This is a genomic window from Peribacillus frigoritolerans (assembly GCF_040250305.1).
Classification (GTDB): Bacteria; Bacillota; Bacilli; order Bacillales; family DSM-1321; genus Peribacillus.
In genome coordinates, this window is record NZ_CP158190.1 from 4,488,575 (window position 1) to 4,510,522 (window position 21,948).

Genomic DNA, 21,948 nt, shown 5'->3' on the forward strand with positions numbered 1-21,948 from the left:
TCTATTCCAGTAATTCCCCAATCCTTTTCTACATTATGAATATCACCATATCCTGGATGCAAACTTTTTGGTAAAGCTACAGCTTGACCCCTTCTCCTATATGGTGATACCTCATTGGATCTTTAAAATACTCCTTATATTGAAGAAAATGTTTTATAAATTGTTCATCAATACTTGGAACTCGACCACTCTTTATCAAAGCCGTATTTTTTCCACTCCAAAACTCCGGATTACTTTTAAGTAATATATTGAAAACTTTTTTGCATTTCTCTCCCATCCGTCAGCATTAGTTCCTGAGTTAGCTTTCCCTTTAAAGTTCATTTCAACTACAAGTCTAGGATCAACTAAATACTCTTCATCATACTTTGTGAGGTCCCTACCTCTATATCCTCTAACCTTATTACATTTGCCATCTTTACTCCATTTAGGAACAGTAGAGATTTCTTCCTTATTACCCGTACCCTACCACTAACTTCCGACTCCACTTTCGCCATAGAAATTAACTGTTCTTTTTACCCAGTACCATTAACCACATTATAAGGTACTCCACCTGCCCACGACAGTTTCTCACAAACAAAAACACCAGTTGCCTAAAAGGCAACCAAGTGCTTAATGGTTAGCTATATGAAGTTATTCACTTACAAATTTCACCTTAAAACAACAATCTTGATTAATTTCATAAGTTTGTGGTTTTGTTCTACTTCTTAGGTTTATAATGTCATCACGCCTGGTTATCGTTCTTAATTCAATATCTAAGTATTTATAGCTTATTTAAACTAAGTTACTAATTAGCTTTACTTGTATGGTACAGTACCAATAAATTTAATTTCTATATTTTCCGTTTCATCTCCACTTTTTGCTTCATGGTATTTAAAATCATACAGTACAATAACAGAATTAATCCAGTATGCTAAATTATCATCATTTACTAACTCTTTTATATTCGGAATAATTACTTCGCTATAAGAAAAATCATTTAAAATGTCGTCTATATTATTTTTTGGTTCTTCATAGAAACAAATTTCAATGTTATCTTCATCATAATAACCAAATTCAAAGTTTGTACCAAATTTTGAGTCTATGGAATCCCCATCTTCCGTATACTCTATATCAACATACTCTTCAAGATTTTCAAACGATTTAGAAACGCCAAACCACACTGAAACCACGCCACTATATTCCATAATTTCACTCCTATTTTTTTAGATTACCTGGTAAACCCTCTACTCCACCCTTGTATCTATAATGAGACCACATCTGTAACCTTCTTACAAATGTATCATAGTCAAGGGCTGTGTCTATTATCTCTAATACTTCATTATGCGCACTTTTAGTGAGCTCGCGAATAGGCGTCGCCATTTACCATATCTCTTTCATATGAGTCGGAGATTGGACTTAGATATATTTTTATAGGTTTTATCGGGTTCATGATCGAATTTGCTACACCTTCAACCGTTTCCTCAGGATCTGTGACAAAATCCCAAATACCTGTCACTTTTCATTCTTTCCGGTAGGATATGGAACCACATAATCTTTTGGACAGACGAAAGGTGAGCCAACATCTCCTGTAAGCCCACCCTGTCAATTTCTAATGATTCTTCATTTAGTTTTGCGCCACTGGTTCCTTGATCTCTAAAAATGTGTATCAAGTTTTAAAGCCTTGTTCTTCACAATGGCGAGGTGACATTTTATATGGGTACTAATGACATGGAATAGCTAACAAACTAACGAGATCGTTCAATCTTGTGGCGATAAACAATGGTAAAAGTGAATAAAAATAAAACTCCTTGATGTTACTACCATCATGAGCTCTCAATATTCAAAGAAATCATTTTCTTTTTGTATCACTCAATTCAGCTGATTTAATATAATTAAAAGTAAAAAACCTTGAAAGGCGTAAAACCAATCAAGGTATGAGTTTTATTATAGTTCTTTAATCAGCTAGTAACTCCAAGTAATATTTATCATTTTCTTCTATCTTTCTTAAAAATTCTTCAAGAGAAGTCGCAATTTGAATATCATAATAGTAAATTGGATTTCTATTATTTTCATTCAATTCGATTGACATTAAAGCTGATTCACTTCCTTCAAAAAATATTAGTTTGTTATTCTCAAATTCATCATAGATTTCTATGTCGGGATAAAACTCAAAATCATTAACTCTTAATCGAAAATCTCTTACTGAATAAGGATCCATAATACGATTAATATTAAACTCTGAACCTTTAATAAACCCGTAGCCAACCTCTATATAAAAATTAACTAACTCCTTAGGAAATTTTAAATCGAGTTCCTTCTCAACTACTTTTATTTCGTTTTCAGTCACTGGATTAAAACTATTTTCTTGGTTTGCCTTAGTAAATTCATAGTCCATTATTTTTTACCTCCTTTAAATGGTGTATTTGCTGGTGAACCAGTTCCATGAATACCAGCTTGATGCTCATTTGGGAATTTTGCAGGATGCATACTCCACCATTCATGTTCTCCTCCAAAAGTATTTTCAATTATATGATGAGCATCATACTTATCCCCTTTTTTCCTAATTATTTTACCTGTTTTTTCTGAAATAACAATTTCATTATACATAGGCCACTTTGGCCCAGTATTTTCTTTCCACTCTTTGATTACTTTATTTTTTACTTTATCAAATTCTGCCCTATGCTTAGCTGTTTCTTTTGGTGACATTTTTTTTATTCTTTATTTCTTAAGGCTTTCTTCAACTTCTCTATTTGGTTTTTAGGTAACTCTCTGCCTTTCAGTTACTAATAAAAACTAGTTTCTTGCTTGCTGAAAAATTATTGTTCCTCGTATAAACTGTCAAGATATAATGTGCCTACTCACTTCTATCATAAAATGTAAGAAAGCACTTGTTGTCTTTAGTTGACAATCAAGTGCTTTAAGTTCATCTGTTTTTAAGCAGCATAAATTTGTAAGTTTTGTAGTAACAGTATGACAACTACTAGCGTTAAAGCTTACGAGTTTGTACGAGTTCGTTAGTTTTATGTCCATTCCATGTGTTTATTTTCATCACCCAGTAAAATGTCATCTCGCCTAAGCTCGTACTTCTTTTTCTATTCTATCATTGCACGTAATACATCGGTGTACTTCTATAATGAAATTAAACTATTTAATCAGTAAAACAAATTTCCATATAGAGTTTACATAATAGTAATACCTCTTAAACTTCCAATTCTACTTTTAAATTATTTATCAATTCAGCAAGTGAATTAGCAAGAAATTCGTTTTCTTCAGTTTCAAAATTCTCTATCAATATCTGTCCTGTTTTATTGTCAAAGATAATAGCCATATCTTCTGGAGAGACAAATCCTATTTGTATATATCTAAGTTCTCTCCCATTGTTCTCTTCATATTGTTTCATTACTTCAAAAAATTCTAATATAGATTTACCTGGTTCGATAGGTTCAAGATTAACTAATCTTGAGCCGTAAAAGCCTTGTAAGCTTAAGAACCAATACGTATTAAAGTATTCTTTCATTGCATAGTGAATATTCATACCCAGTTTTTTTTCAATTTCTGTAAAATTGTCGAAATCAATTTTTTCAATAGGTTTCCAATATACATATTCTTCTTCATCTGGATTACTTAAATACAATCGAGGGTCAATCTCTTCATCCCACGGTACTTTAGGATATGTACCATATTTTGTATCCCATACATTTATGAGTTCTTTAAAATAATGTTCTAATGCTTTTTTTATGTCCATGTTATACCTCCAACAAAATTACTTAATACTTGAAGACGTTCAGCGTTTTCTTGATCTTTCCCCCATATATCTATTTGTTTCTCTATATTATGGATTCCTCCACTCCCTGGATGCAACGGTTGTGGAATAGCCATTGCTTGTCCGCCACCACCAATATGATGATGTACTAAAGGTTTTCCTTTTAATCCCACAATATCATACTGAGGGAAATGTCTCCTAAAGACTGCATCATTTACAACAGCCCATCCATTATTAAGATTTTTGATGTTAGCATCACTAAAATACTCAGGATTTAATTTATATAATTCATTAAAATAATACTCTCACTGGATGGTTTGTATTACCCGTACCCTATGTTGTAATTCATCCCCGAGTGTATTTTAGAAAAAGTAAGTTCCTCCACCTGTTTCTGATATTTGAGCATAAAAACAAAACTTTCTCCATTCTTCTGGAATCATTTCGTTAACTATTTCAGCTATTTCTTTATACAACTTATTCATTTCTTATTCATTTCTTTTTCCACTTTAATCAACCCCTTGCGCGATCTCTAATAGTTTTCTCAACTATCCCTTTTCCTTCTATTTCATTAAGTATTTACTTTCTTGCTCTATTAACCTCTACAACTACTTCAAATTGACCGAATTTACCATTTCTACCACTCTTTTCCCGCTCCTCAACTACTAACACAATATTTTCTATAAACACTTTAAAAATTTATTAATAAACTAAAATAAAAAGCATTAGATGCAAGAATCAAATCCCGCATCTAATGCTTCTCATTTTTATTCAGCTAGAATTTTTAGAAACTCTTCAAAATTATTACTCGCAAAATAAGTCACGGGTTCTAAATCTGCAGACTCTTCATGATTCCAAACACAAACAGAAGGATCTTCGTTATTCCCTCGGTAGTCTAAACATACACAATCACCTGCAAATAAAACTGCTATTGGCAATAATTCTACCCCTACTAAATCTTCATCAGAAACAATTCTCTCTTCTAACTGGGTTCTAACAACACCAATATCATAAAATTCATCATCACTTTGGCCAGTCACTTTTAGTATACACAAAAACCTATCAATAACATAACTATGATTATTACAGACGAAACTATCTTTTATCGGAACAGCTCCATTATTCTTTTTAATAAATTCTTTATATGCACTAGGTAATTTAATTCTCCATTTCCTTTCTTTCTCAGATAACAAAGTATCGTCTGGTACTGGATAAATTACAGAACCATCTTTAATTTCCATAATACTTATACCTCCTCAATTTTATGTTATCTTGGAGCATCTGCCCACATACCTTTTGTTCTTCCACCATTATGAGGTGTGATATTATGAATGCCAAATTGAACTAATTCCAACTAACCAGGCACTTCGGTATGATCCCAAGTCATTCCCTTTTGAGTTCCACCAATTTGTTCATCTAACCATTTAAATTGGTGTTTATCTGACAACTTCCAAAACTCTTCAGGCAGATGAACTGTTTCCTTAACTAGATCCGCACTATCTGCTTCTGTTTTATTTCCTAACATCTCTCTATATTCTTCAAAATTCTCACTATAATACTCATATATTTGGATTTTCACTTCATCCATAATATTTTTCATTTCATTTTTAAAATTTCGAAAAGCCTCTCTCTGTATATTTGAAAAATCAGCACCTTCATTTCCATCTACACTTAATTGTATTTCTATGTCCATATCAAACATTTGAATAGTTGTTTTACCTCTCCAAAAGTATTTTTGATATTCTAATTCTCCAAATAACTCATCATTAATCTTTATCATTCTTAATTACTCTCCTAACTTAACTTTTATATTATATTCGCCAACTCCGCCCAAATGTTTAAAGACACTATTAATTTTACTTGGTACCAATTGAATAGTTTCCAAATCATTAAGTTCATGCCAAGTATATTTATTATCTTCTCTCCGTTTATTCAATATAAAATTAATATAAATAGAGCGATTAATCCTAAGATTAATCGCTCTATTTATATTATGTATCGTTCTGATTCAATACTAATCTATCATTTCATCCAAACGATAATAGAGATACTTATAAAAGTCATCAAACTTTTCCTCTCCAACTTCTTCATTGATTGGATCCCAGCTTACAATTGGACACTCATTATTTCGGAATATTGACGTGTCGATACAGTACGCCAACTCACCTAATTCTTCTATCATTACATAATCTTTCGGTAGATTGTCATCTTCACGTGATTTCTCCGTAAATTTGACACAAGAAGGATTTGTTTCTTTTGCTCCTGCACCATAAATTTCAATTCCAAGTAGTATACCTTCTCCATATTGCTCTAAAAACCATTTATAACTGTCTGGTAGGATTACATTGAGCTTGTTTTCAATATCTCCTATTTGCTCAACACTGACCCCACCAGTCAAAAATATGGAATCATTATATTCATTGATAATCTCTATAATTTTTTCCTTTTCCAATTTATATCCCTCCTTGTATGCAATTACAATCCTTGTCTTTCAACATCCGAAATTATCCACTTCCAATACTCTGAATGAAATTTTTTATCTTGGGCATTCAAAACGATTATTTCTAACACTATCCTGTTCTTCAGAATATAATTCACAAAATTTTTATGTTTAAGCCAACTTGCTTGATTAACTTCGTTAGTTTTTTTTCCGTCTAACTATACTTCGTATTCAATTCTTATTTTCATAACTAAGTTTCGTTATACAACTCCATGATGATACAACCATCAATCCCAGTTATCAATTGCCTCTTGAAAGCTATCTTGTAAATACACATTAAATGTTGTATATCTATTTAATGCTTTTTTGCTTATATCATCCCATCGCACAACATTATAATCATCTATTGTGCTTAAGCAGTAAACAAACTCATCAACATTCTCTATAACAATATATTTTTTGGATAAACCTAACTTTCTATAACGCTTTGTACTTTCAACTACAGATGCGTAGTCTGCGCCTTCAACACCCAATACGTCAACTCCACAAATCCCTCCGGAACCAAACTTTTTAACAAATTCTTTATATTCTGGTGGGAACTTCACTTCCAATATTTTCTCGGCCCATGCTATGTTAGCATCAGGAACTTCTCCAATAAAGTCTCCTTTTTTCATATATTCATTTATCAATTCTAATAGTTCATTATTCATGATTAATCACCTCACTCTAGATTATTAGAACGCCATTTCCAGTACTTCTTTCTGAAGTTGTTGAATTGTTTATCTAGAACTCCATCATTATCAATTGCATTCGGCGGGCGAACTTTTGCGGCAAGTTCTCTATTCGAATGCCTCTTGGCTTTTAGATGATAAGTTCTTTTAAAGCAGAATTCGGTATTTCATCATAGACTCTTCTAAGTTCCCTAAAACCTCTTGCCAATAACTGTCTAGGAGTATCTATTCCTTTTGTACTTCTTGAAACTATTCCATTAGGTCCTTTAATGGTGTGCCCCACCTTTGTAACATTAATTGCAGGTGCAGTATTTAAATCATAATTATCTACTAATTTCTTCATTGCTGCCTTCTGTCCTGCATGATGGGCATCAAGTCCTTCTACTCCTTTAATATCTTTATATGCTCCAACTTGATATTTACCCGTACCCCTACTATTAATTTCAGACTCCACTTTCACCATAGAAATTAACTGTTCTTTTAACCCAGTACCATTAACCACATTATAAGGTACTCCACCTGCCACCGACAGTTGGTTTTTAGGGTTGTATGGCAATAGGTTAAGGATAGTGGCCAGTTCTTTTGCCTTTGTTGCACCTTTTACTGCAGCGGCTTTTGTTGTCGCTACACCAGTTTTCGTTACGGCCCCTGCGCCTTTTGTTCCTACTACTGATGTGACGACTGTTGCGATGGCATAGGATACCCAGTGAGGCCGCGAAAACATGAGGAGTAAATTCTTAGCTTGCTTTTTAATGTTTCACTTTTGATTTTAGGACGTTCTTATGTTTATATAGGTCAAAAAGAAAACCTTGACTGAGTGACGAACACTCAATCAAGGTTTTTCAGCTAATTGTTTTGGTCTTTTTTATATTAATTATGTTCATTCTTGATTTGTTCAAACCATATCCTAGCAATAGAACTTGCAGTTTTATTAGAATCATTTGTATGTACAAGATCATATTTATAATCTGCCGCTAGTTTATTTGCTTGTACATCATAAACAATCTTAATTTCTGTTGGCATTTCACGATCATATTTTCTGCATAATTTAATCAATTCTTTAATATTTTCATTTATTATTTTCACAACTGCCTTTTGTCGATCTACTGATATATCATAAGAAAAGTTTGCATTATCCTCTTCATTGACTAATGCATCATTGAGTTTATGTCTCTCTACAATCTTACCATTGATATTATAAAAAAAGTCATTAGAGACAAGGCCTTCTTCATGTGAACAATATATATATATTTTATTAGCTCTTTCAAAAGCATACTCTAAACATATAGAAACCATATCTGCTTGCAATTCACTAAAAAAATCCTCAAATACTTTACCCACTTAAATCCACTCCTAATTCAATATATTATTTTCATCATATTTTCCGCTATCTCATATTGTACGATAAATTGGATATCCCATTACTTTATCTAGATCTATAAAACTTAATTCTCAGTTTCTTTGTATCTTTCTGGAATTTTGTTTCTCCATATTAGCATAAGTTCTTTAAATTGTTCAGTTTCCATTTCATTCTCATTTGGCTTATCGAAGATATAAAAGTGATGAAGAACCGTTGTATCTTTTTTTATCAAGACACTGGTAGCATTCCCTCCTATTTCAAATTCATCGTATTCACCTTCCATTACTTTCTCAACAATATCAATATACTCATCCACTTCTGTTTCAAATACAATATCTTCAATGAAGTCTGAGAAAAGGTTAATTTCTTGTGGTAGGATTATTCTTAGATATCCTAATGGGTTTCTTTTAAATTCATATGAATATTTCATACGCTTTTATCCCCTTTTAGATCATTTATATATAATGGATATGCCGTTTCTATTGATTCATCTTTATTCAAGTACATTTCTACTTAATATCTAATGAAGTGATACCCCTATATTTATTTGACCAATTTGTTCTTTAGATTGGTAAGTTTCATTAATAGCTTTTAATACTTCGGTACGGTTTCACTTTTTTGGGAAGAAACTCATCTTCTTGATACTTCAAGCTATATCCAACTCTTGCTTGTTCATGAGTGGAGACCCGTATATACCCAACAACGTTCAATTCTTCAACCTCCGGTTACATAAATTGTGATTACCGTAACGCTTTGCAACCGAATAGCGAGTATTATACGACCGTCTCTTAGTTACGTTACCCATTGTTTATCGCCACGAGCTTTGTCATTATAGTTAGTTTGTTAGCTATTCCATAACTATCCCCACCATGTACAATGTCATCTCGCTTACTTATCGTACTTCTCACAAAGTCCAATTATAAAATCAATACTCCATGATGGTACAACCTTCATGGGCACTTGATTCAAATATGAAACATTTTTAACCGAAAAACTATTTTTAATAACTAAAAAACCTTGAAAGGCATTTAGCCAATCAAGGTTCTCATATGTTTCATTTTATGATAGTACCCAAACACTAAACTCATAAAAATATTCCGTTCGTTCAATACACAAACCGAAATTTAAATCTTCTGCAACTAGTATAAAATCTCCATATCCTACTGAAAACTTCGTTAACTTAAGAATATTATCTAGGTGACTAAATACTTCATTAACATTAATCAACATTGCTTCTATTTCATTTTCTCTAAAAAACAATAGTCTTCCTTTCTTGGGGATTACTTTGATATTATCAATAGTCGCATTTAACAATTGTATTGATTTTTGAATATTTTCTTTGCTTCTAGTTATCTATTTTAAAAATCTTCTTCCCATGCTTCTTTTGCATTCAATAACCTTTGTGATAAAAACTCATAAAAGTTCTTTGCTGTATTGCAGTCATCAAGTCCCCCTAGTCTATTCCACGCTATTACTGGGCACTCATTATTCTCCATTTTGCTTGTATATAAACAATAAACATATTCTCCAGCATTTTCAATAACCACTAAATCTTTTTCCAATCCTAAATCTCTATAACTCTTCGTGTTAACTACAGCTGGAGCTCTATACGACTTAGCCACGCCTAAAATATCAACACCAAATGCACCACCAGAACCATAGGTCGTTAAAAACCACTTATAACTCTCTGGTAATTCCACCCCTAGCTCATTTTGGACAACATTGATTCGGCTTTCTGCTATTCCACCTGTAAAGTCATCTGATTCCTTATGTTCATTAATAAAATTTGTTAATTCCTCTTTATTCATTTAGTACTCCCCCTGCCAACAATAGTTGGTTTTTAGGATTGTAAGGCAATAGAGTAGGCATTGACACTAATACTTTTGCCTTCGTAACGCCTTTTACTGCAGCCGCTTTTTGTAGTAGTTACCTCAGGATTTGAGATAAAACTCCAAACTTCTGTCAAAAAGTCTCTATGAGTTATTTTGTTCCTTTTTTCCGGTTGGCTATGGGAATACGATAAATCTAATTAATTTTCTCTTCTTCTTTATAACAAAGCAAGATAAATAGCTTTCACCAATCTTCTTCATCTTCATCCCAGTTCTCTTTTGCCTCTTCAAGACTTTCGATTAAATAATCCAGGAAATTATCCGCAGCGGTAAAACCATATCCTTCTTGGTTATCCCAAAGAATCACTGGGCATTCTCCATTTTTCATTTTATTTGTATCGAGACAGTAGGCAAATTGATCAACATTTTCTATAACCACTATCCCGGCAATTAACTTATAATATTTCTGATAATCTCGAGTGGCATCCACTACTGATGGACCTACTAAATCATAACCTATTATATCTACACCAAAAATCCCGCCTGCGCCATAGTTCCTTAAAAACCACTTGTAGCTAGCCGGAAGTGGGATCTGTAATTTATTTTCAGTTTCTTTTACTTTGTCTTCACTTACTCCACCTGTAAAATCATCATCTTTGCCATACTGCTTAATGAATTCCTGTACAGCTGAATATTTCACCAATATCACCTACTAATATTGTATTTAGTCCTTTCATTTATAAGGTGGTGCTATCCATCAAAAAGGTAAACATAATAATAAAAACAATTTAATCATCTAATAATTCATCATCTAGCCACAACTCTACGCCATCAACGTCCAGCTTCTCAGTTTCATTAATTAATTCTAAGTCACTTAAAAAACCTAAGAATGTTTCCGATACAAGATGTATATTTTCCCAATATGAGTTAATGTCATCTGAAGCAACATCTATTCCTGCCATTATTTTAGCTTCACGTTCATTTTCATGGTTCCAGAAGTAAACTTTACCTATATAACTTCCCCTTACTCCTATGCATATTACATTTCCTCCTGGACTTTCCCCAATTGGAATCATACAATCTGGCATCCGATTTAAATAATCTTTGATTTTGTCGAATAAATTATTTTCACTAGATAATCCATAAAAACCTTCAAATACTTGAGTTCCCTCCTTAGATGTCCAAGGTGATGTCTCAATCGGTTTATACGTTACCTCATTGTCAAAAAAAGTTTCATCATAGTTAAGAAGAAACTCCTTATAATCTTTTGGAATGTAAATATCAGACATCTTTTCTAACTTCTTAACCTGATTTTCTCTTGAACTTAAAGAAGTGAATTCTTGTTTCTTAATATTTAAGGCGTTTAATTTATTTTCTATTTGATCTATATACTTGTTACCCAAAAATTAAAACCCTCCTCTTAAACCTGATGCAGCACAGTGGTGATTTTCAAGTAACTTTGTAGGGATTAACTGTATAGTAATATCTTCTGCATGGTGGGATGTCAGACCTTTTTCTCTTAGCCAATTTTTCGCCTGTTTTTGACTACTAACCTTTTAGCTATCATAAACTAACTTGAAGTCCCCATCTGATCGATTTTCCGCTTTAAATATTCAGCAATTTCTGTTTGCCCTCTTTCAATAGCAAATGCATAAGCATCCATATCTTTCATGTTGTCACCAGAGTATTTTATGGATATATCTATATTATTCTCAACTACCAATTTAACAATTTCAAAATGACCGCCATATATTGCAGCAAACAGAGGATTTCTATCTGGTTCACTAGTATCAATCTCAACATTCTGGTTAATGAGATATTCGGCAATATCTAAATGCCCTTTTGTAGCTGCTCTTTCAAGGGCATTTGCAGAAAAAGTTCCACCCTGTGCATTAGTATCTATCCCGGCATTAATAAGATATTCTATTATTTCTAAACGCCCATAAGCTGCTGCTATATGTAACCATGTACCAAAGGGTGTCATCACTGTTAACATTTCTGGTTCTTTTTCAAGTAAATCTCTTAACGTATCCAATTGGTCACTTTTTATGGCACCTCTAATGTCTTTCGCAATTTGAGTTTTATCCATTTAGTTTCTCCTTCATTTCCAAGGTCTTCTAGTATTTAAATAATTTCACCTAAGAGTGAATCGTCCTTTAAGGGGTATTTCTTCAAATTAAAAAGTTGATAGAACCAATTTACCTCAGTTTTATCAACTGTGAATTTCCGACTATCTTATTATTCTTAGTTTAGAAATTAATGCTTCAATACTTTCTGATATAACCTCAAATGAATTCCTTTCGAAATCCTCTAACTTTACTTTACCGTTCTCATTATCAATTACCACTAACAAACCATTCCCTTCGATACCTAAAGGGATATTTTCTAGTTTATTGTTATGATTGCTCTTATACCCCTCTAAGGTCCCTCGGAATGAATCAAACTCGAAGTTTGGCAAAACCGCATCTAATTTAATATAGAAATCATTTAAAAATCCGTCTAAATTAGCGAACCAATACGAATTAAAATATTCAATAATTGATTTATGGAATCCCACCCCTAAGTTCTCTTCTAACTCCTTTAAGTCATGTGAAGTAGTTTTTTCTACAGGTTTCCATGTAATATAATCTTCTTCGTCAACTTCACCTTCATAAATTATTGAATTAAGCTCTTCAGTCACTGGAGCCTTAAATAAGAAGTCCATTCCTTCATCCGCAAGCTCATGTCTCATTCTGAAGTATTGGCCCATTGATTTCTTAATAGACAAAGATATCACCCTTTTCGTTTAACTTTATTAAACCAATTATAAGACATAAAAAACCTTGAAAAGCTTAAGCCAATCAAGGTTTAAAACATTTACATTATATTTTAGGAACGTCAACCACTTCGCCTGGTGCTTTATTAATAAGAATATCAGGAATGTTTGGGTTATTCTTTTTCAACTTATACTTTTGAATTTTAGTTAATTCAGGGTCAAAGGAAATATTCTGAGATTTAAATTCAAAGTTTATAAGTTTATTGTGAATCTTATTCAAAAAACCTTTCCATTCCTCTAACGAAGAACTTGAAACTTCCTCTGAATTTTCTAACATACGAATGCCTTCCGCATAATGAAACATTAGTAAACCTGTTCCTAAATCACAAGCTTCGTTTTCTAAAATAACTCTTGGTACATCAAATCCACTATTCCAATTATAATTTGCAGCAAAATAATGAAGTAATAAAGGGTTGTATGTATTCGTTAGCTCACTGATTATATAGTGTTTATCTGTATTATAAAGTAACTGTTCAAGGAAACTAATAACTTTTTTATCCACAGTAACTCACCGTAATTTCAATAATTTTAAAATTACTATTATACATAACTAATAGAAGTGATAAAATCAAACTCACCTATTGAATTAATTTTATTATCATACTCAAAATTATAAATTAGAATTACAGCATTATATGACTTTGTTAAATTAAAGTGTTTTTTAATTTTAGGGATTATAATTTCTTCATATGAACAGCCTTCTAACAATATAGAAATATCATTACTATTTTCTAATACTTCTTTTTCAATAAAATCCTCGTCAGTATCATCCATATCAATATTAAAATCCATAAAAAATTTAGAAGGAACAGACTCCCCATCTTCATCATATTTTACATCCACATATTCTTCTATAGAGTTTTCATTTTTGATATTACCTAACCATATAGAAACTAGTCCTTGTTTTTCCATTATTAAACCTCCTAATTTAAGACCTTATGGTAAAGATGAAGTACCGCCTTCGATATACATAGTTAGCCTTTTAATAAAAGTATTATAGAGTCTGTGCTTTATATGTGATGTTTAATAGCTGTTTAGTTACCTTTAAAATATTATCAGAAAAGCCTTGAAAGACCTACACTTTCAAGGCAAATTATAAGTTATCTATACCGCCAATTTATCTCCCCATCTTCATGTATTGCCGGTAAATATATTCCCTTTTTATTTTGATGCTCATCAACAATAAACCAATTATCATCGTTAAGCCATTCTTCACTAAAACTACCTTCCTTGAATTCTTTCTCCTCATTAACAAGTGCCGTTAAAAAATCTTTATACTTTATTATATTTTCATTGGCTATGATAGATCCATAAAACCACACGCCTTCTTTATTATCATTCTGTATTTCACCCAAACATTCATTACGGAAATATAAGAACATAACCTCACTCCTTTGGAGAAATTATTATAAACTTGTTAGGAACTTCTCCTCTTACTTAAAAAAGTTAACGCTCTTTTCTTACAGAATTCAGAAGAAGAATCATTATTGTTGTTGTAGGTACTATATTAATTGGTAAAACATCATATAGGGATTAAAGCGATTTATTCTTATTCTCTGTATAAAAAGCTGTTTACTCAGCACAGGTAGCCCCATACAAAAGAAAAACCTTGAATGGCCATAGCCAATCAAGGTATGAGTATAATTGTTGCCTTTTAATCCACGACTTAACTTATTAAAGTTACCTTTCAGTTACTAATAAAAACTATTTTCTTGCTTGCTAAAAAATTATTGTTCCTCGTATAAACTGTCAAGAAATTCATTAAAGTTGTTTGATAAAAAGTACATATTTTCCATTTCATCATGTTCCTCATCATGAGCCCAATGAAATATTTGTTCAAAATACTCTTTATTTATTCCAATGCATATTTGATTTCCACTTGGGTCATCTGCTATTGGAATAAATCCTATTTCTAATATTTCATTAAAAATATCAAACTTCTTCTCTAAATTATCATACATACTACCAATTCCATAAAAAATATTTAATATACTTTCTCCCAACTCATCAGATATTTTATAAATACCTGGATTGGGATATCCACCATTATATTCTAATAAAAAATCTCTATAATCTTTTGGCAGGGTTATATTTTGATTTTGCTCAAAGCTCTCTAAGTTTCCGATAGATAGATTGTCATGGATCTTTTCAATATTTACCATACTCTCACTCACTCCTTATTTACCATTAACTTTTGATGGTCCACCTATGTGCTTAAATTCATCATGAATATCTTTTTCTATAAGAAGCATTGATTCTCCATCTTGATGATGATGCCAAGTGTATCCTAAAGGAGGTCTCCTTATGTCGGAAATTGGAGAATCAATATCTTTACTAAGGTTTGCTGCTTTATTTGCATTTTCAAAATCTTTCGGATTATTCTTAGGCGAATGTACCTCGATTTTAACCGGCTCAACATTTGGATGTACATAGGGTGTAAAATCAGGATAACCATTTGGATAACTTACTGATATTCCAGGCTTGTAAGTATAAGTCCAAGTGCCATTACTATCAATAGAGATTTTCCCACCCTTTTATACCTCTTTTCAGGTATAGGAGAGTTCATTGGTTTAGTCTCCAAATTCTCTTTAGTGACATCTTCTACTTTTAACCTATTACCTTTACCCGTACCCTTAGGAATATTCTCCCCTGAAATATCCTCTACTTTGCTATCCTTCACCGCAAATTTCTGATAGGCTTCCTTAGTTGTCTGCTTTTCCATCACAACTTGGCAAAGGCTTGTTCCTCCTGCGAGGGAAACTTGTTCCATAATTATCCGTTTTGGTATTTCTTTTTCACCTATTTCTTCACCTATATTTTTTAACGTGGGTTTTCCTGATCTCGCTATGTCTGTTATTGTAGCTTGAACCATCTGAACCTGCTTTTGCGCAAATTCCTTACTGTAAGGAATGAACTTTGTACCACTTGGACCTTTTATTCTAAGCCAGCTCGCCTGAGGTAAATCCATATTTTTTTCTAAAGAATGATTTTTAGACCTCACGGACTATTATCCTAGGAACCCGATTTGACTTAAGATGATACATATTCAAATTTCAACAATGAAAAGACCTTAACTTTTTTCGTTAAGGTCATACACAAGCTTTGCTTGTCCTCCATTATTCTTTTTTAAGGTATTCTTCTAAAATACTCTTATCATATTCAGATTCAGGTAAGTAAGTCATATAGTTAATCACATTAAAAGTTATTGGAGCTGGTTTATCTCTAGTCATTTTTATTATTTACATAGTTTTGTACAAACTGTCTATTTTTCTCACTTTGAGGCAACAAGCCTAAATGTTGATATTCAAAAATCATTTGTCGTTGAGTCGGCGATATTTTTGAGTTTATTACGTCTTCATAATTATAATGAATATTTATCTTTCCAGGATACTGCAATGTTAAGGTTAAATTTGTCCATGCCTCTTGATCATTCTTAATAAATATTTGTCTTAAATCACTAAACTTTGTTTGTAATTCCAATAACAAGTCATCGTAAGTTTTTTCATTCACCCTATATTTTTCAGGAATATCATGAGAATAAATAAAATCCTCATTCTCAGAAGTATTGAAATAAAAGTACACCTCTCTAGAACTATCCAATATTTCAGCATACAAGTAAATCTCATACCATTTACCATCTGGTATCATACTTAAAACATGCTCTGCTATCATGGGATACATCTGATCCATCTGTTGCTCCATAACTTCACTAACCCCCAATTTGATTTTGTATTGTGACCTTCTTGGCTCTACCAGCGTCGATTGAGTACTCAACCATAATACTATCAGGCCTAGCAGAATTACCAATGTATTGAGGTTTTAATTTTACTTTTACGCTTTCTTTTCTGTCTAATGCTGATGCCCATTCTTGTTCCAACTGATGCCATTTACCCCCAGCTTCATTTATTTGGGAATTCATCGGGACTAAGTTATCAATATCTCCAGAACCTTTAAATTGACTGGCGATTAAATGCCCGCCATCATCTCTCTCTGGATAATCGCCTCTGATTCTGTCTGATTCACCCACATTACTTTGAGCATATTGATTTCTCTTTCCTGTGCCAAGTTTTAATTCAGCTTCGACACTATCAATACGACTAAATTCATTGGTTTCATAGTTGTATCCTTCTTTTGTTTTGTACTTTACATTCGGTTGTAATACTTTTTTGTTACCAATCTTACGAATTTGTGTTCCATAAGGAATCTCAACTCTATTAGCATTACCCGTACCCTTATTATTAAGTTCAGACTCCACTCTCGCCATCGAAATTAACTGTTCTTTTAATCCAGTACCATTAACCACATTATAAGGTACTCCCCCTGCCAACGACAGTTGGTTTTTAGGATTGTATGGCAATAGGTTAGGGATAGTGGCCAGTTCTTTTGCCTTAGTTGCACCTTTCACTGCAGCCGCTTTTGTTGTCGCTAACCCAAGGTTTGTGACAAAATCCCAAAAACAAAAGCTCTTTACTCGGCACTAGGTAGCCCAAAACAAAAGAGAAACCTTGAAAGGCTTTTAGCCAATCAAGTTTTCCTCATAATAAGTCTATTTTGTTTTAACAGCTTCTTTTATTTGTTCAATTACTTGGTTTAGCCACTGAAGTGGTTCTAAACCAAGAGCGGGAAAGTACACACCATCTGCACAAGATTGAACGTATTCATTCTTTTCGATATCAGAATACTCACTTCCAATAAAATCTGTTAAAAAGACAATAGCGGATTCCAGATACTCTTTACTTTCCTCAGTTAATAACTCTTCTAATGCCTCTTCTGGAGATTCAATATCCTGATGAAAAGTTCCAGCCAAGAACTGAAAAGCAGGTTCTTCTAGTTTGTTAGAAGACAACATAACATCTCATCCTTTAGTATTAATTTGGATAACCAGTTAGAATATAATTCCCTTCTCCATCCTTTTTCAAGATAATTCTAGTATTTGTCATATTTTCAACAGTTGTATAGCCTCTTTTCACACCACGTCCAATGACTTCGGTTCCTTCATCAGTCAAGACTAAGTTTGACTTGCTTTTAGGATTACTCTGCCAAGATAAAAAATCTAGGATTGCTTAATCCAGTTAAATGTAGCTCTCTATGAGTATCATTATTCAGATACATATAAGTTATTTAAGAACTCATCAAAACTATCTGCGAGGATAAACATATTCCCCATTTCGTCCTCTAGTTCTATATCATGAAACCAAAAATATACCTTTCCCTGATACTCTCCACTAACCCCTAATAGAATCTCATTTCCTCCTGGATCATTAGCAATTGAAATAAAATCTTCTGGTATTTCTCCTTCTAAAACCTCAAAAACTTTACCTAAATTACTTTTCATATCCCTAATCCCATAAAACTTATTGACTAAACTTTCTCCTTCATCATCAGAGATTTTAAAGCTAGATTCTTGAGGATATCCTCCATTGTATTCTAGTAGAAAATCAACATATTGTTTAGGTAGCGTAACATCATACTCTTGTTCAAATTGTTTTATATCTTGTAAAGAAATCTTTGGATTTTCACTAATCATTTTTGCCATGCTCTCACTCCTATATCCTTACTTATTTTCCCCATTAATTTTTGATGACCACCAATGTGTCTAAACTCTCTGTGAATGTCTTCATCTACTAGCATCATAGTTTTTCCATCTCCATGATGATGCCAAGTATAACCTTCTGGTGGCTTCCTAATATCTCTTATTGGTGGATCAATATTCTAATAAACTTGGATTATGGATTGTTTATTTTGGTCATTTCACCTAGCTTCTCAAACCAACAATCCAATATCACCGCTGTATGTTGGAACTTGTGTAAATCTGGTCTTATATAAATATACGTATCTCTTCTCTTCAGAAAACCTCACCCTTATTTTAGTTTAAACTGACAAAGCAAGACAGAGAATTTCGGCAACCTTAGGTCGAGAGTTAGTCTCTAGGGACTCGCAAGGGTACGAAAGCCTATCCATTCTCTATCTTTAACCGTTATAAAATGGCTTGATGTTTGCCATCTGCAATTACATCTTGCAATAGTAATCGTTGTATGTACGTAAAAGTTGCGAAAAATAATAAATGGCAGGGAGAAAGCGAAAGTAGGATTTTGGAGAATAGACATGGTGGTAATTGGTCATATTTTGGTATTAACTGCATATGACAAGCGGTTAATAGGACATACGTTTTAAAGTAGATTGTATACACTTTGTAATTTCATATAACATAGTATAGCGATTACAAGGGTTACCTCTGTTCTCTAAACAAAAAGCAGTTCGTTCGGCACTAGACCCCCATAAAGAAGCCTTGAATAGCGTTAGCCGATCAAGGTTTTCATACATCTGAAAATATTCTTCTGTATCTATAATATTAAATGTAATATTACCCTATATATTTTATTCACTAAAGCTGACAAGTTCTTCTTCCCAGAACCCACCTTGAGTTAAAGAAACAGCGTCAATTTGATGAAAGCTCTTGGAAATCCAGTCTAACAACTCTTTAGTTGTATTTTTTTCAAGATAGGCTCTTCTTCCATTAACAGCTTTAACCTTTTTTATAAATTCTACATAGAGAAGCAAAGACTCTGCAAAATTTGCTATTGTAGCATTTATTAATACACTATTATTTTCATTATCATAATCAATATATACGACCTCAGAGTTAGATTCATTAATACACACTGGATATCCGCTACCAGTATACCCTAAATATATAAACCTATCATACATTTTTCCTAAACTATTATTTTTTTCGGTTAGTCTAATCCCCCCACCGTTGGTTGAAGATTCGAATGTTAGAAAAGGTGGAGCAGACTCAGGTAACCCTGCTTTAATTAAAAAACTTTTGGTTTCATTAGTTAAGGAAAATGAATTAATATTAGATTCATCATAATTAACCAAACCATAGGTGTCACTATTCCATTTGTCCAAAAACTCCTGTGGCGAAATCATATTTTATACCTCCACTATTTATTAATAATTTACTTCAGTTGATTGCTTGTAATAACTTTATGGTTTCTTTTCAGACGTAAATACTTCTCCCATTTCAGTCAACGGGTCGTTCCCCCTAATATTGTGTTCTTTCTCAAAATTGTGTATTCCTCTATAGCCTTTATGCAATGATTGTGGAACCGTAGCTATCGATTAGCTTGTTTCCAATAATCATCAGTTTCAGGAGTAATTTTCGTTGTATCATACGAGTTTTTGTACGTTGGATCGTTAATTTGCCTTAATCGAACGCATCACAATAACCTCCAAGAATGATGATTTCCCTCCAGTCTTGGAGGCTGCTTTTTCAAAGGTCTTTATTTATTGGCGATCGAAAGGCCCTACTCATAAGGGTCGGCACTACAGAAGCGTGATTTTCATCCATCGCTACACGCAGCTCAAAATTCCTTTTTTAAACATTTGGTATTAAAGGCGAAAAAGCACCTGTTTCCTAAAAGGCAACCAAGTGCTTTCATCCGGTTCTTGATAGAATAACTTATAAAGTCATTGTAACCATTTTATTGTACTATCCAATAGCAATTACATTAACTAAAAAGTCACTTTTCTATTCTTTTTCATCTATCTTCCGCTTTAAATATTCAGCAATTTCTGTTTGCCCTCTTTCAATAGCAAATTCATAAGCTCCCATATCTTTCATAGTATCCCCTGTATATTTAACAGTAATATCAATACCATTTTGAACAAGATACTTTACAATATCAAGGTGCCCACCATAAATCGCTGAGAATAGAGGATTTCTATTTGGGTCACTAACATCTAATATTGCACCATTATCAAATAAGTACTCTACAATACTAATTTCACCTTCACTAGCTGCATGTGCAATAGTCGCCGACTTTGGTACGCCTTCGTTTATGTTAATATCCATACCCGATTCAACTAGAAATTTTATCATATCCAGTTTACCAGCTCTAGCCGCAACATGTAGCCACGTTCCAAAAGGTGTTACAAAATCAAGTAAACTTTTCTCAGTAATAATGATCTCTTTCGCTTGTTCTAAATCACCATTCTTAATTAAATCAAAGATTTTTATTGCTTTTTCCTTATTATCCATAGAATCCTCCTAAAATATCTTTATTTCATTGATGCTACTTCTCACCTAGTAGCTTAAGCATATCAACTAAAAGAAACCTTAAATGGTAAATAGCCATTCAAGGTTATACTAATACATGTTTTAAATACAGTTATGTTTCTTCTTTATATGCTAAGGCAATCTCTACTACGTCCACTGGTGATAAATCCTCATCATTCAAAAAAATTAAGTCACTAGGGGCTGGATGAGGAACATTGTTTTCAAAAATTTCTATGTATGCACTCACTTCTTCATCAGAAAGCTTAGGATTACATATTTTATTTACTAATTCAACTAATTCCTCTTTAGATAACTTTTTACTCATTTTTTTCTCCTCCCCTTAATTACTGCCCTTTCCAAGATGATAAGCAGGGTCTAAAATATTTAGAATACCACATCCTCATGATATAACCAGGTACATGGAGGACTCAAGGGAGATATATTCGGCTAGAAGAGAATTAAACTAGTTGGACAATCGCAATCTTCGCTTTATGAGTAATGTTTTTGAGCTTTTTCGTTTAGAGGATATGGGATTACATAAAGTTGTATTATTTTTTTTTCCATTATAAAAGATAGAACCAACTTTTATTTCGGATACCCCATTACTTTATCTAGATCTATAAAACCTATTTCTTAGGTTCTTTGTATCATTCGTGAATTTTGTTTCTCCATATTAGCATAAGTTCTTTAAATTGTTCAGTTTCCATTTCATTCTCATTTGGCTTATCGAAGATATAAAAGTGATGAAGAACCGTTGTATCTTTTTTTATCAAGACACTGGTAGCATTCCCTCCTATTTCAAATTCATCGTATTCACCTTCCATTACTTTCTCAACAATATCAATATACTCATCCACTTCTGTTTCAAATACAATATCTTCAATGAAGTCTGAGAAAAGGTTAATTTCTTGTGGTAGGATTATTCTTAGATATCCTAATGGGTTTCTTTTAAATTCATGCGAATATTCCATT

At 32.7% G+C, this 21,948-nt stretch carries 35 protein-coding genes and 6 pseudogenes; all 41 read right to left on the bottom strand.

Annotation, left to right across the window (positions count from 1 at the left end; all coding sequences use genetic code 11):
• Positions 1-76: 76 nt before the first annotated feature.
• Positions 77-321: pseudogene (locus ABOA58_RS22020) on the bottom strand (hypothetical protein).
• 473 nt (positions 322-794) lie between these two features.
• Positions 795-1,184 carry an immunity 22 family protein gene (locus ABOA58_RS22025; protein WP_350300021.1) on the bottom strand — a complete coding sequence of 130 codons (390 nt, stop codon included), beginning with the start codon at positions 1,182-1,184 and terminating at the stop codon, positions 795-797.
• A gap of 749 nt (positions 1,185-1,933) precedes the next feature.
• Positions 1,934-2,374, bottom strand: a complete 441-nt coding sequence (locus tag ABOA58_RS22030; protein WP_350300022.1) for an SMI1/KNR4 family protein — start codon at positions 2,372-2,374, stop codon at positions 1,934-1,936.
• Positions 2,374-2,753 (bottom strand): annotated as a pseudogene (locus tag ABOA58_RS22035) (LXG family T7SS effector ribonuclease toxin YxiD); the annotation flags it as partial. The pseudogene ABOA58_RS22035 and the gene ABOA58_RS22030, both read right to left, overlap by 1 nt.
• Positions 2,754-2,817: 64 nt before the next feature.
• A complete protein-coding gene (locus ABOA58_RS22040) occupies positions 2,818-3,003 on the bottom strand; it encodes a hypothetical protein (RefSeq protein WP_350302938.1) in 186 nt (61 codons plus the stop codon).
• A gap of 175 nt (positions 3,004-3,178) precedes the next feature.
• Positions 3,179-3,724: a SecY-interacting protein Syd gene (locus ABOA58_RS22045; RefSeq protein ID WP_350300023.1), complete on the bottom strand. Its 546-nt coding sequence runs from the start codon at positions 3,722-3,724 to the stop codon at positions 3,179-3,181.
• Positions 3,715-4,035 (bottom strand): annotated as a pseudogene (locus tag ABOA58_RS22050) (hypothetical protein); the annotation flags it as partial. The gene ABOA58_RS22045 and the pseudogene ABOA58_RS22050, both read right to left, overlap by 10 nt.
• Positions 4,036-4,107: 72 nt before the next feature.
• A pseudogene (locus ABOA58_RS22055) lies at positions 4,108-4,224 on the bottom strand (immunity protein YezG family protein); the annotation flags it as partial.
• Between the two features lie 282 nt (positions 4,225-4,506).
• Entirely contained in the window at positions 4,507-4,980 is a 474-nt protein-coding gene (locus ABOA58_RS22060; RefSeq protein WP_350300024.1) for an SMI1/KNR4 family protein, read from the bottom strand.
• Positions 4,981-5,006: 26 nt separating this feature from the next.
• The gene (locus ABOA58_RS22065) at positions 5,007-5,093 is read right to left on the bottom strand and encodes an HNH endonuclease (RefSeq protein ID WP_230160465.1); all 87 of its coding nucleotides are present in this window, start codon (positions 5,091-5,093) and stop codon (positions 5,007-5,009) included.
• Entirely contained in the window at positions 5,094-5,519 is a 426-nt protein-coding gene (locus ABOA58_RS22070; protein ID WP_350300025.1) for a DUF6985 domain-containing protein, read from the bottom strand.
• Between the two features lie 6 nt (positions 5,520-5,525).
• Complete coding sequence (locus ABOA58_RS22075; protein WP_350300026.1) at positions 5,526-5,675, bottom strand: HNH endonuclease signature motif containing protein; 150 nt, start codon at positions 5,673-5,675, stop codon at positions 5,526-5,528.
• A 78-nt stretch (positions 5,676-5,753) separates the two neighbouring features.
• Positions 5,754-6,191 (bottom strand): SMI1/KNR4 family protein, encoded by a 438-nt coding sequence (locus ABOA58_RS22080; RefSeq protein ID WP_350300027.1) that lies wholly within the window; start codon positions 6,189-6,191, stop codon positions 5,754-5,756.
• Positions 6,192-6,466: 275 nt separating this feature from the next.
• Positions 6,467-6,889 carry an SMI1/KNR4 family protein gene (locus ABOA58_RS22085; RefSeq protein WP_350300028.1) on the bottom strand — a complete coding sequence of 141 codons (423 nt, stop codon included), beginning with the start codon at positions 6,887-6,889 and terminating at the stop codon, positions 6,467-6,469.
• Positions 6,890-6,900: 11 nt separating this feature from the next.
• A pseudogene (locus ABOA58_RS22090) lies at positions 6,901-6,987 on the bottom strand (HNH/ENDO VII family nuclease); the annotation flags it as partial.
• Between the two features lie 53 nt (positions 6,988-7,040).
• Entirely contained in the window at positions 7,041-7,634 is a 594-nt protein-coding gene (locus tag ABOA58_RS22095) for a hypothetical protein (RefSeq protein ID WP_350300029.1), read from the bottom strand.
• Positions 7,635-7,780: 146 nt separating this feature from the next.
• Entirely contained in the window at positions 7,781-8,206 is a 426-nt protein-coding gene (locus tag ABOA58_RS22100) for a DUF600 domain-containing protein (RefSeq protein WP_230160467.1), read from the bottom strand.
• A 149-nt stretch (positions 8,207-8,355) separates the two neighbouring features.
• Positions 8,356-8,700, bottom strand: a complete 345-nt coding sequence (locus ABOA58_RS22105; protein ID WP_350300030.1) for a tRNA-Val4 — start codon at positions 8,698-8,700, stop codon at positions 8,356-8,358.
• 199 nt (positions 8,701-8,899) lie between these two features.
• Positions 8,900-8,980 (bottom strand): annotated as a pseudogene (locus ABOA58_RS22110) (recombinase family protein); the annotation flags it as partial.
• 349 nt (positions 8,981-9,329) lie between these two features.
• Entirely contained in the window at positions 9,330-9,623 is a 294-nt protein-coding gene (locus ABOA58_RS27780) for a YxiF family protein (RefSeq protein ID WP_434547800.1), read from the bottom strand.
• A gap of 5 nt (positions 9,624-9,628) precedes the next feature.
• On the bottom strand, positions 9,629-10,078 hold the full coding sequence (locus tag ABOA58_RS22115) for an SMI1/KNR4 family protein (protein WP_350300031.1): 450 nt from the start codon (positions 10,076-10,078) through the stop codon (positions 9,629-9,631).
• A gap of 265 nt (positions 10,079-10,343) precedes the next feature.
• Positions 10,344-10,799: an SMI1/KNR4 family protein gene (locus tag ABOA58_RS22120; RefSeq protein WP_096340124.1), complete on the bottom strand. Its 456-nt coding sequence runs from the start codon at positions 10,797-10,799 to the stop codon at positions 10,344-10,346.
• An 88-nt stretch (positions 10,800-10,887) separates the two neighbouring features.
• Positions 10,888-11,502: an SMI1/KNR4 family protein gene (locus ABOA58_RS22125; RefSeq protein ID WP_350300032.1), complete on the bottom strand. Its 615-nt coding sequence runs from the start codon at positions 11,500-11,502 to the stop codon at positions 10,888-10,890.
• 167 nt (positions 11,503-11,669) lie between these two features.
• Positions 11,670-12,188 (bottom strand): ankyrin repeat domain-containing protein, encoded by a 519-nt coding sequence (locus ABOA58_RS22130; protein ID WP_350300033.1) that lies wholly within the window; start codon positions 12,186-12,188, stop codon positions 11,670-11,672.
• Positions 12,189-12,329: 141 nt separating this feature from the next.
• Positions 12,330-12,848, bottom strand: a complete 519-nt coding sequence (locus ABOA58_RS22135) for a SecY-interacting protein Syd (RefSeq protein WP_350302940.1) — start codon at positions 12,846-12,848, stop codon at positions 12,330-12,332.
• A 112-nt stretch (positions 12,849-12,960) separates the two neighbouring features.
• Entirely contained in the window at positions 12,961-13,416 is a 456-nt protein-coding gene (locus tag ABOA58_RS22140; RefSeq protein ID WP_350300034.1) for a DUF4274 domain-containing protein, read from the bottom strand.
• 38 nt (positions 13,417-13,454) lie between these two features.
• On the bottom strand, positions 13,455-13,826 hold the full coding sequence (locus ABOA58_RS22145) for an immunity 22 family protein (RefSeq protein WP_350300035.1): 372 nt from the start codon (positions 13,824-13,826) through the stop codon (positions 13,455-13,457).
• A 188-nt stretch (positions 13,827-14,014) separates the two neighbouring features.
• Positions 14,015-14,296, bottom strand: a complete 282-nt coding sequence (locus tag ABOA58_RS22150; RefSeq protein ID WP_350300036.1) for a hypothetical protein — start codon at positions 14,294-14,296, stop codon at positions 14,015-14,017.
• A gap of 345 nt (positions 14,297-14,641) precedes the next feature.
• Positions 14,642-15,076 (bottom strand): SMI1/KNR4 family protein, encoded by a 435-nt coding sequence (locus ABOA58_RS22155; RefSeq protein WP_350300037.1) that lies wholly within the window; start codon positions 15,074-15,076, stop codon positions 14,642-14,644.
• 15 nt (positions 15,077-15,091) lie between these two features.
• The gene (locus ABOA58_RS22160) at positions 15,092-15,436 is read right to left on the bottom strand and encodes an HNH endonuclease (RefSeq protein ID WP_350302941.1); all 345 of its coding nucleotides are present in this window, start codon (positions 15,434-15,436) and stop codon (positions 15,092-15,094) included.
• On the bottom strand, positions 15,379-15,915 hold the full coding sequence (locus ABOA58_RS22165; protein WP_350300038.1) for a hypothetical protein: 537 nt from the start codon (positions 15,913-15,915) through the stop codon (positions 15,379-15,381). Before ABOA58_RS22165 ends, ABOA58_RS22160 begins: the two co-directional genes overlap by 58 nt.
• Positions 15,916-16,136: 221 nt before the next feature.
• A complete protein-coding gene (locus ABOA58_RS22170; RefSeq protein WP_350300039.1) occupies positions 16,137-16,616 on the bottom strand; it encodes an antitoxin YezG family protein in 480 nt (159 codons plus the stop codon).
• A gap of 7 nt (positions 16,617-16,623) precedes the next feature.
• Positions 16,624-17,319, bottom strand: coding sequence for a DNA/RNA non-specific endonuclease (locus ABOA58_RS22175; RefSeq protein WP_350300040.1), 696 nt, complete (start codon positions 17,317-17,319; stop codon positions 16,624-16,626).
• A 141-nt stretch (positions 17,320-17,460) separates the two neighbouring features.
• A complete protein-coding gene (locus ABOA58_RS22180; RefSeq protein ID WP_350300041.1) occupies positions 17,461-17,763 on the bottom strand; it encodes a contact-dependent growth inhibition system immunity protein in 303 nt (100 codons plus the stop codon).
• A gap of 19 nt (positions 17,764-17,782) precedes the next feature.
• Positions 17,783-17,974 carry an RNase A-like domain-containing protein gene (locus ABOA58_RS22185; protein WP_350302942.1) on the bottom strand — a complete coding sequence of 64 codons (192 nt, stop codon included), beginning with the start codon at positions 17,972-17,974 and terminating at the stop codon, positions 17,783-17,785.
• A 38-nt stretch (positions 17,975-18,012) separates the two neighbouring features.
• On the bottom strand, positions 18,013-18,450 hold the full coding sequence (locus tag ABOA58_RS22190) for an SMI1/KNR4 family protein (protein WP_350300042.1): 438 nt from the start codon (positions 18,448-18,450) through the stop codon (positions 18,013-18,015).
• Complete coding sequence (locus tag ABOA58_RS22195; protein WP_350302943.1) at positions 18,438-18,623, bottom strand: HNH endonuclease; 186 nt, start codon at positions 18,621-18,623, stop codon at positions 18,438-18,440. The genes ABOA58_RS22190 and ABOA58_RS22195 overlap by 13 nt, the downstream gene beginning before the upstream one ends.
• Positions 18,624-19,292: 669 nt before the next feature.
• Entirely contained in the window at positions 19,293-19,847 is a 555-nt protein-coding gene (locus ABOA58_RS22200) for an SUKH-4 family immunity protein (RefSeq protein ID WP_350300043.1), read from the bottom strand.
• Between the two features lie 601 nt (positions 19,848-20,448).
• Positions 20,449-20,958 (bottom strand): ankyrin repeat domain-containing protein, encoded by a 510-nt coding sequence (locus ABOA58_RS22205; protein WP_350300044.1) that lies wholly within the window; start codon positions 20,956-20,958, stop codon positions 20,449-20,451.
• A 130-nt stretch (positions 20,959-21,088) separates the two neighbouring features.
• Positions 21,089-21,301, bottom strand: coding sequence for a bacteriocin immunity protein (locus ABOA58_RS22210; RefSeq protein WP_350300045.1), 213 nt, complete (start codon positions 21,299-21,301; stop codon positions 21,089-21,091).
• Between the two features lie 322 nt (positions 21,302-21,623).
• The gene (locus ABOA58_RS22215) at positions 21,624-21,947 is read right to left on the bottom strand and encodes a tRNA-Val4 (RefSeq protein WP_350300046.1); all 324 of its coding nucleotides are present in this window, start codon (positions 21,945-21,947) and stop codon (positions 21,624-21,626) included.
• Position 21,948 lies beyond the last annotated feature (1 nt).

Excerpts from the sequence above, each read along its gene's own strand:
- ABOA58_RS22025 (WP_350300021.1), bottom strand. The coding sequence starts at position 1,184 with ATGGAATATAGTGGCGTGGTTTCAGTGTGGTTTGGCGTTTCTAAATCG.
- ABOA58_RS22030 (WP_350300022.1), bottom strand. The coding sequence starts at position 2,374 with ATGGACTATGAATTTACTAAGGCAAACCAAGAAAATAGTTTTAATCCA.
- ABOA58_RS22045 (WP_350300023.1), bottom strand. The coding sequence starts at position 3,724 with ATGGACATAAAAAAAGCATTAGAACATTATTTTAAAGAACTCATAAAT.
- ABOA58_RS22060 (WP_350300024.1), bottom strand. The coding sequence starts at position 4,980 with ATGGAAATTAAAGATGGTTCTGTAATTTATCCAGTACCAGACGATACT.
- ABOA58_RS22070 (WP_350300025.1), bottom strand. The coding sequence starts at position 5,519 with ATGATAAAGATTAATGATGAGTTATTTGGAGAATTAGAATATCAAAAA.
- ABOA58_RS22085 (WP_350300028.1), bottom strand. The coding sequence starts at position 6,889 with ATGAATAATGAACTATTAGAATTGATAAATGAATATATGAAAAAAGGA.
- ABOA58_RS22095 (WP_350300029.1), bottom strand. The coding sequence starts at position 7,634 with ATGTTTTCGCGGCCTCACTGGGTATCCTATGCCATCGCAACAGTCGTC.
- ABOA58_RS22100 (WP_230160467.1), bottom strand. The coding sequence starts at position 8,206 with ATGGTTTCTATATGTTTAGAGTATGCTTTTGAAAGAGCTAATAAAATA.
- ABOA58_RS22105 (WP_350300030.1), bottom strand. The coding sequence starts at position 8,700 with ATGAAATATTCATATGAATTTAAAAGAAACCCATTAGGATATCTAAGA.
- ABOA58_RS22115 (WP_350300031.1), bottom strand. The coding sequence starts at position 10,078 with ATGAATAAAGAGGAATTAACAAATTTTATTAATGAACATAAGGAATCA.
- ABOA58_RS22130 (WP_350300033.1), bottom strand. The coding sequence starts at position 12,188 with ATGGATAAAACTCAAATTGCGAAAGACATTAGAGGTGCCATAAAAAGT.
- ABOA58_RS22135 (WP_350302940.1), bottom strand. The coding sequence starts at position 12,848 with ATGGGCCAATACTTCAGAATGAGACATGAGCTTGCGGATGAAGGAATG.
- ABOA58_RS22145 (WP_350300035.1), bottom strand. The coding sequence starts at position 13,826 with ATGGAAAAACAAGGACTAGTTTCTATATGGTTAGGTAATATCAAAAAT.
- ABOA58_RS22150 (WP_350300036.1), bottom strand. The coding sequence starts at position 14,296 with ATGTTCTTATATTTCCGTAATGAATGTTTGGGTGAAATACAGAATGAT.
- ABOA58_RS22155 (WP_350300037.1), bottom strand. The coding sequence starts at position 15,076 with ATGGTAAATATTGAAAAGATCCATGACAATCTATCTATCGGAAACTTA.
- ABOA58_RS22170 (WP_350300039.1), bottom strand. The coding sequence starts at position 16,616 with ATGGAGCAACAGATGGATCAGATGTATCCCATGATAGCAGAGCATGTT.
- ABOA58_RS22180 (WP_350300041.1), bottom strand. The coding sequence starts at position 17,763 with ATGTTGTCTTCTAACAAACTAGAAGAACCTGCTTTTCAGTTCTTGGCT.
- ABOA58_RS22190 (WP_350300042.1), bottom strand. The coding sequence starts at position 18,450 with ATGGCAAAAATGATTAGTGAAAATCCAAAGATTTCTTTACAAGATATA.
- ABOA58_RS22200 (WP_350300043.1), bottom strand. The coding sequence starts at position 19,847 with ATGATTTCGCCACAGGAGTTTTTGGACAAATGGAATAGTGACACCTAT.
- ABOA58_RS22205 (WP_350300044.1), bottom strand. The coding sequence starts at position 20,958 with ATGGATAATAAGGAAAAAGCAATAAAAATCTTTGATTTAATTAAGAAT.
- ABOA58_RS22210 (WP_350300045.1), bottom strand. The coding sequence starts at position 21,301 with ATGAGTAAAAAGTTATCTAAAGAGGAATTAGTTGAATTAGTAAATAAA.
- ABOA58_RS22215 (WP_350300046.1), bottom strand. The coding sequence starts at position 21,947 with ATGGAATATTCGCATGAATTTAAAAGAAACCCATTAGGATATCTAAGA.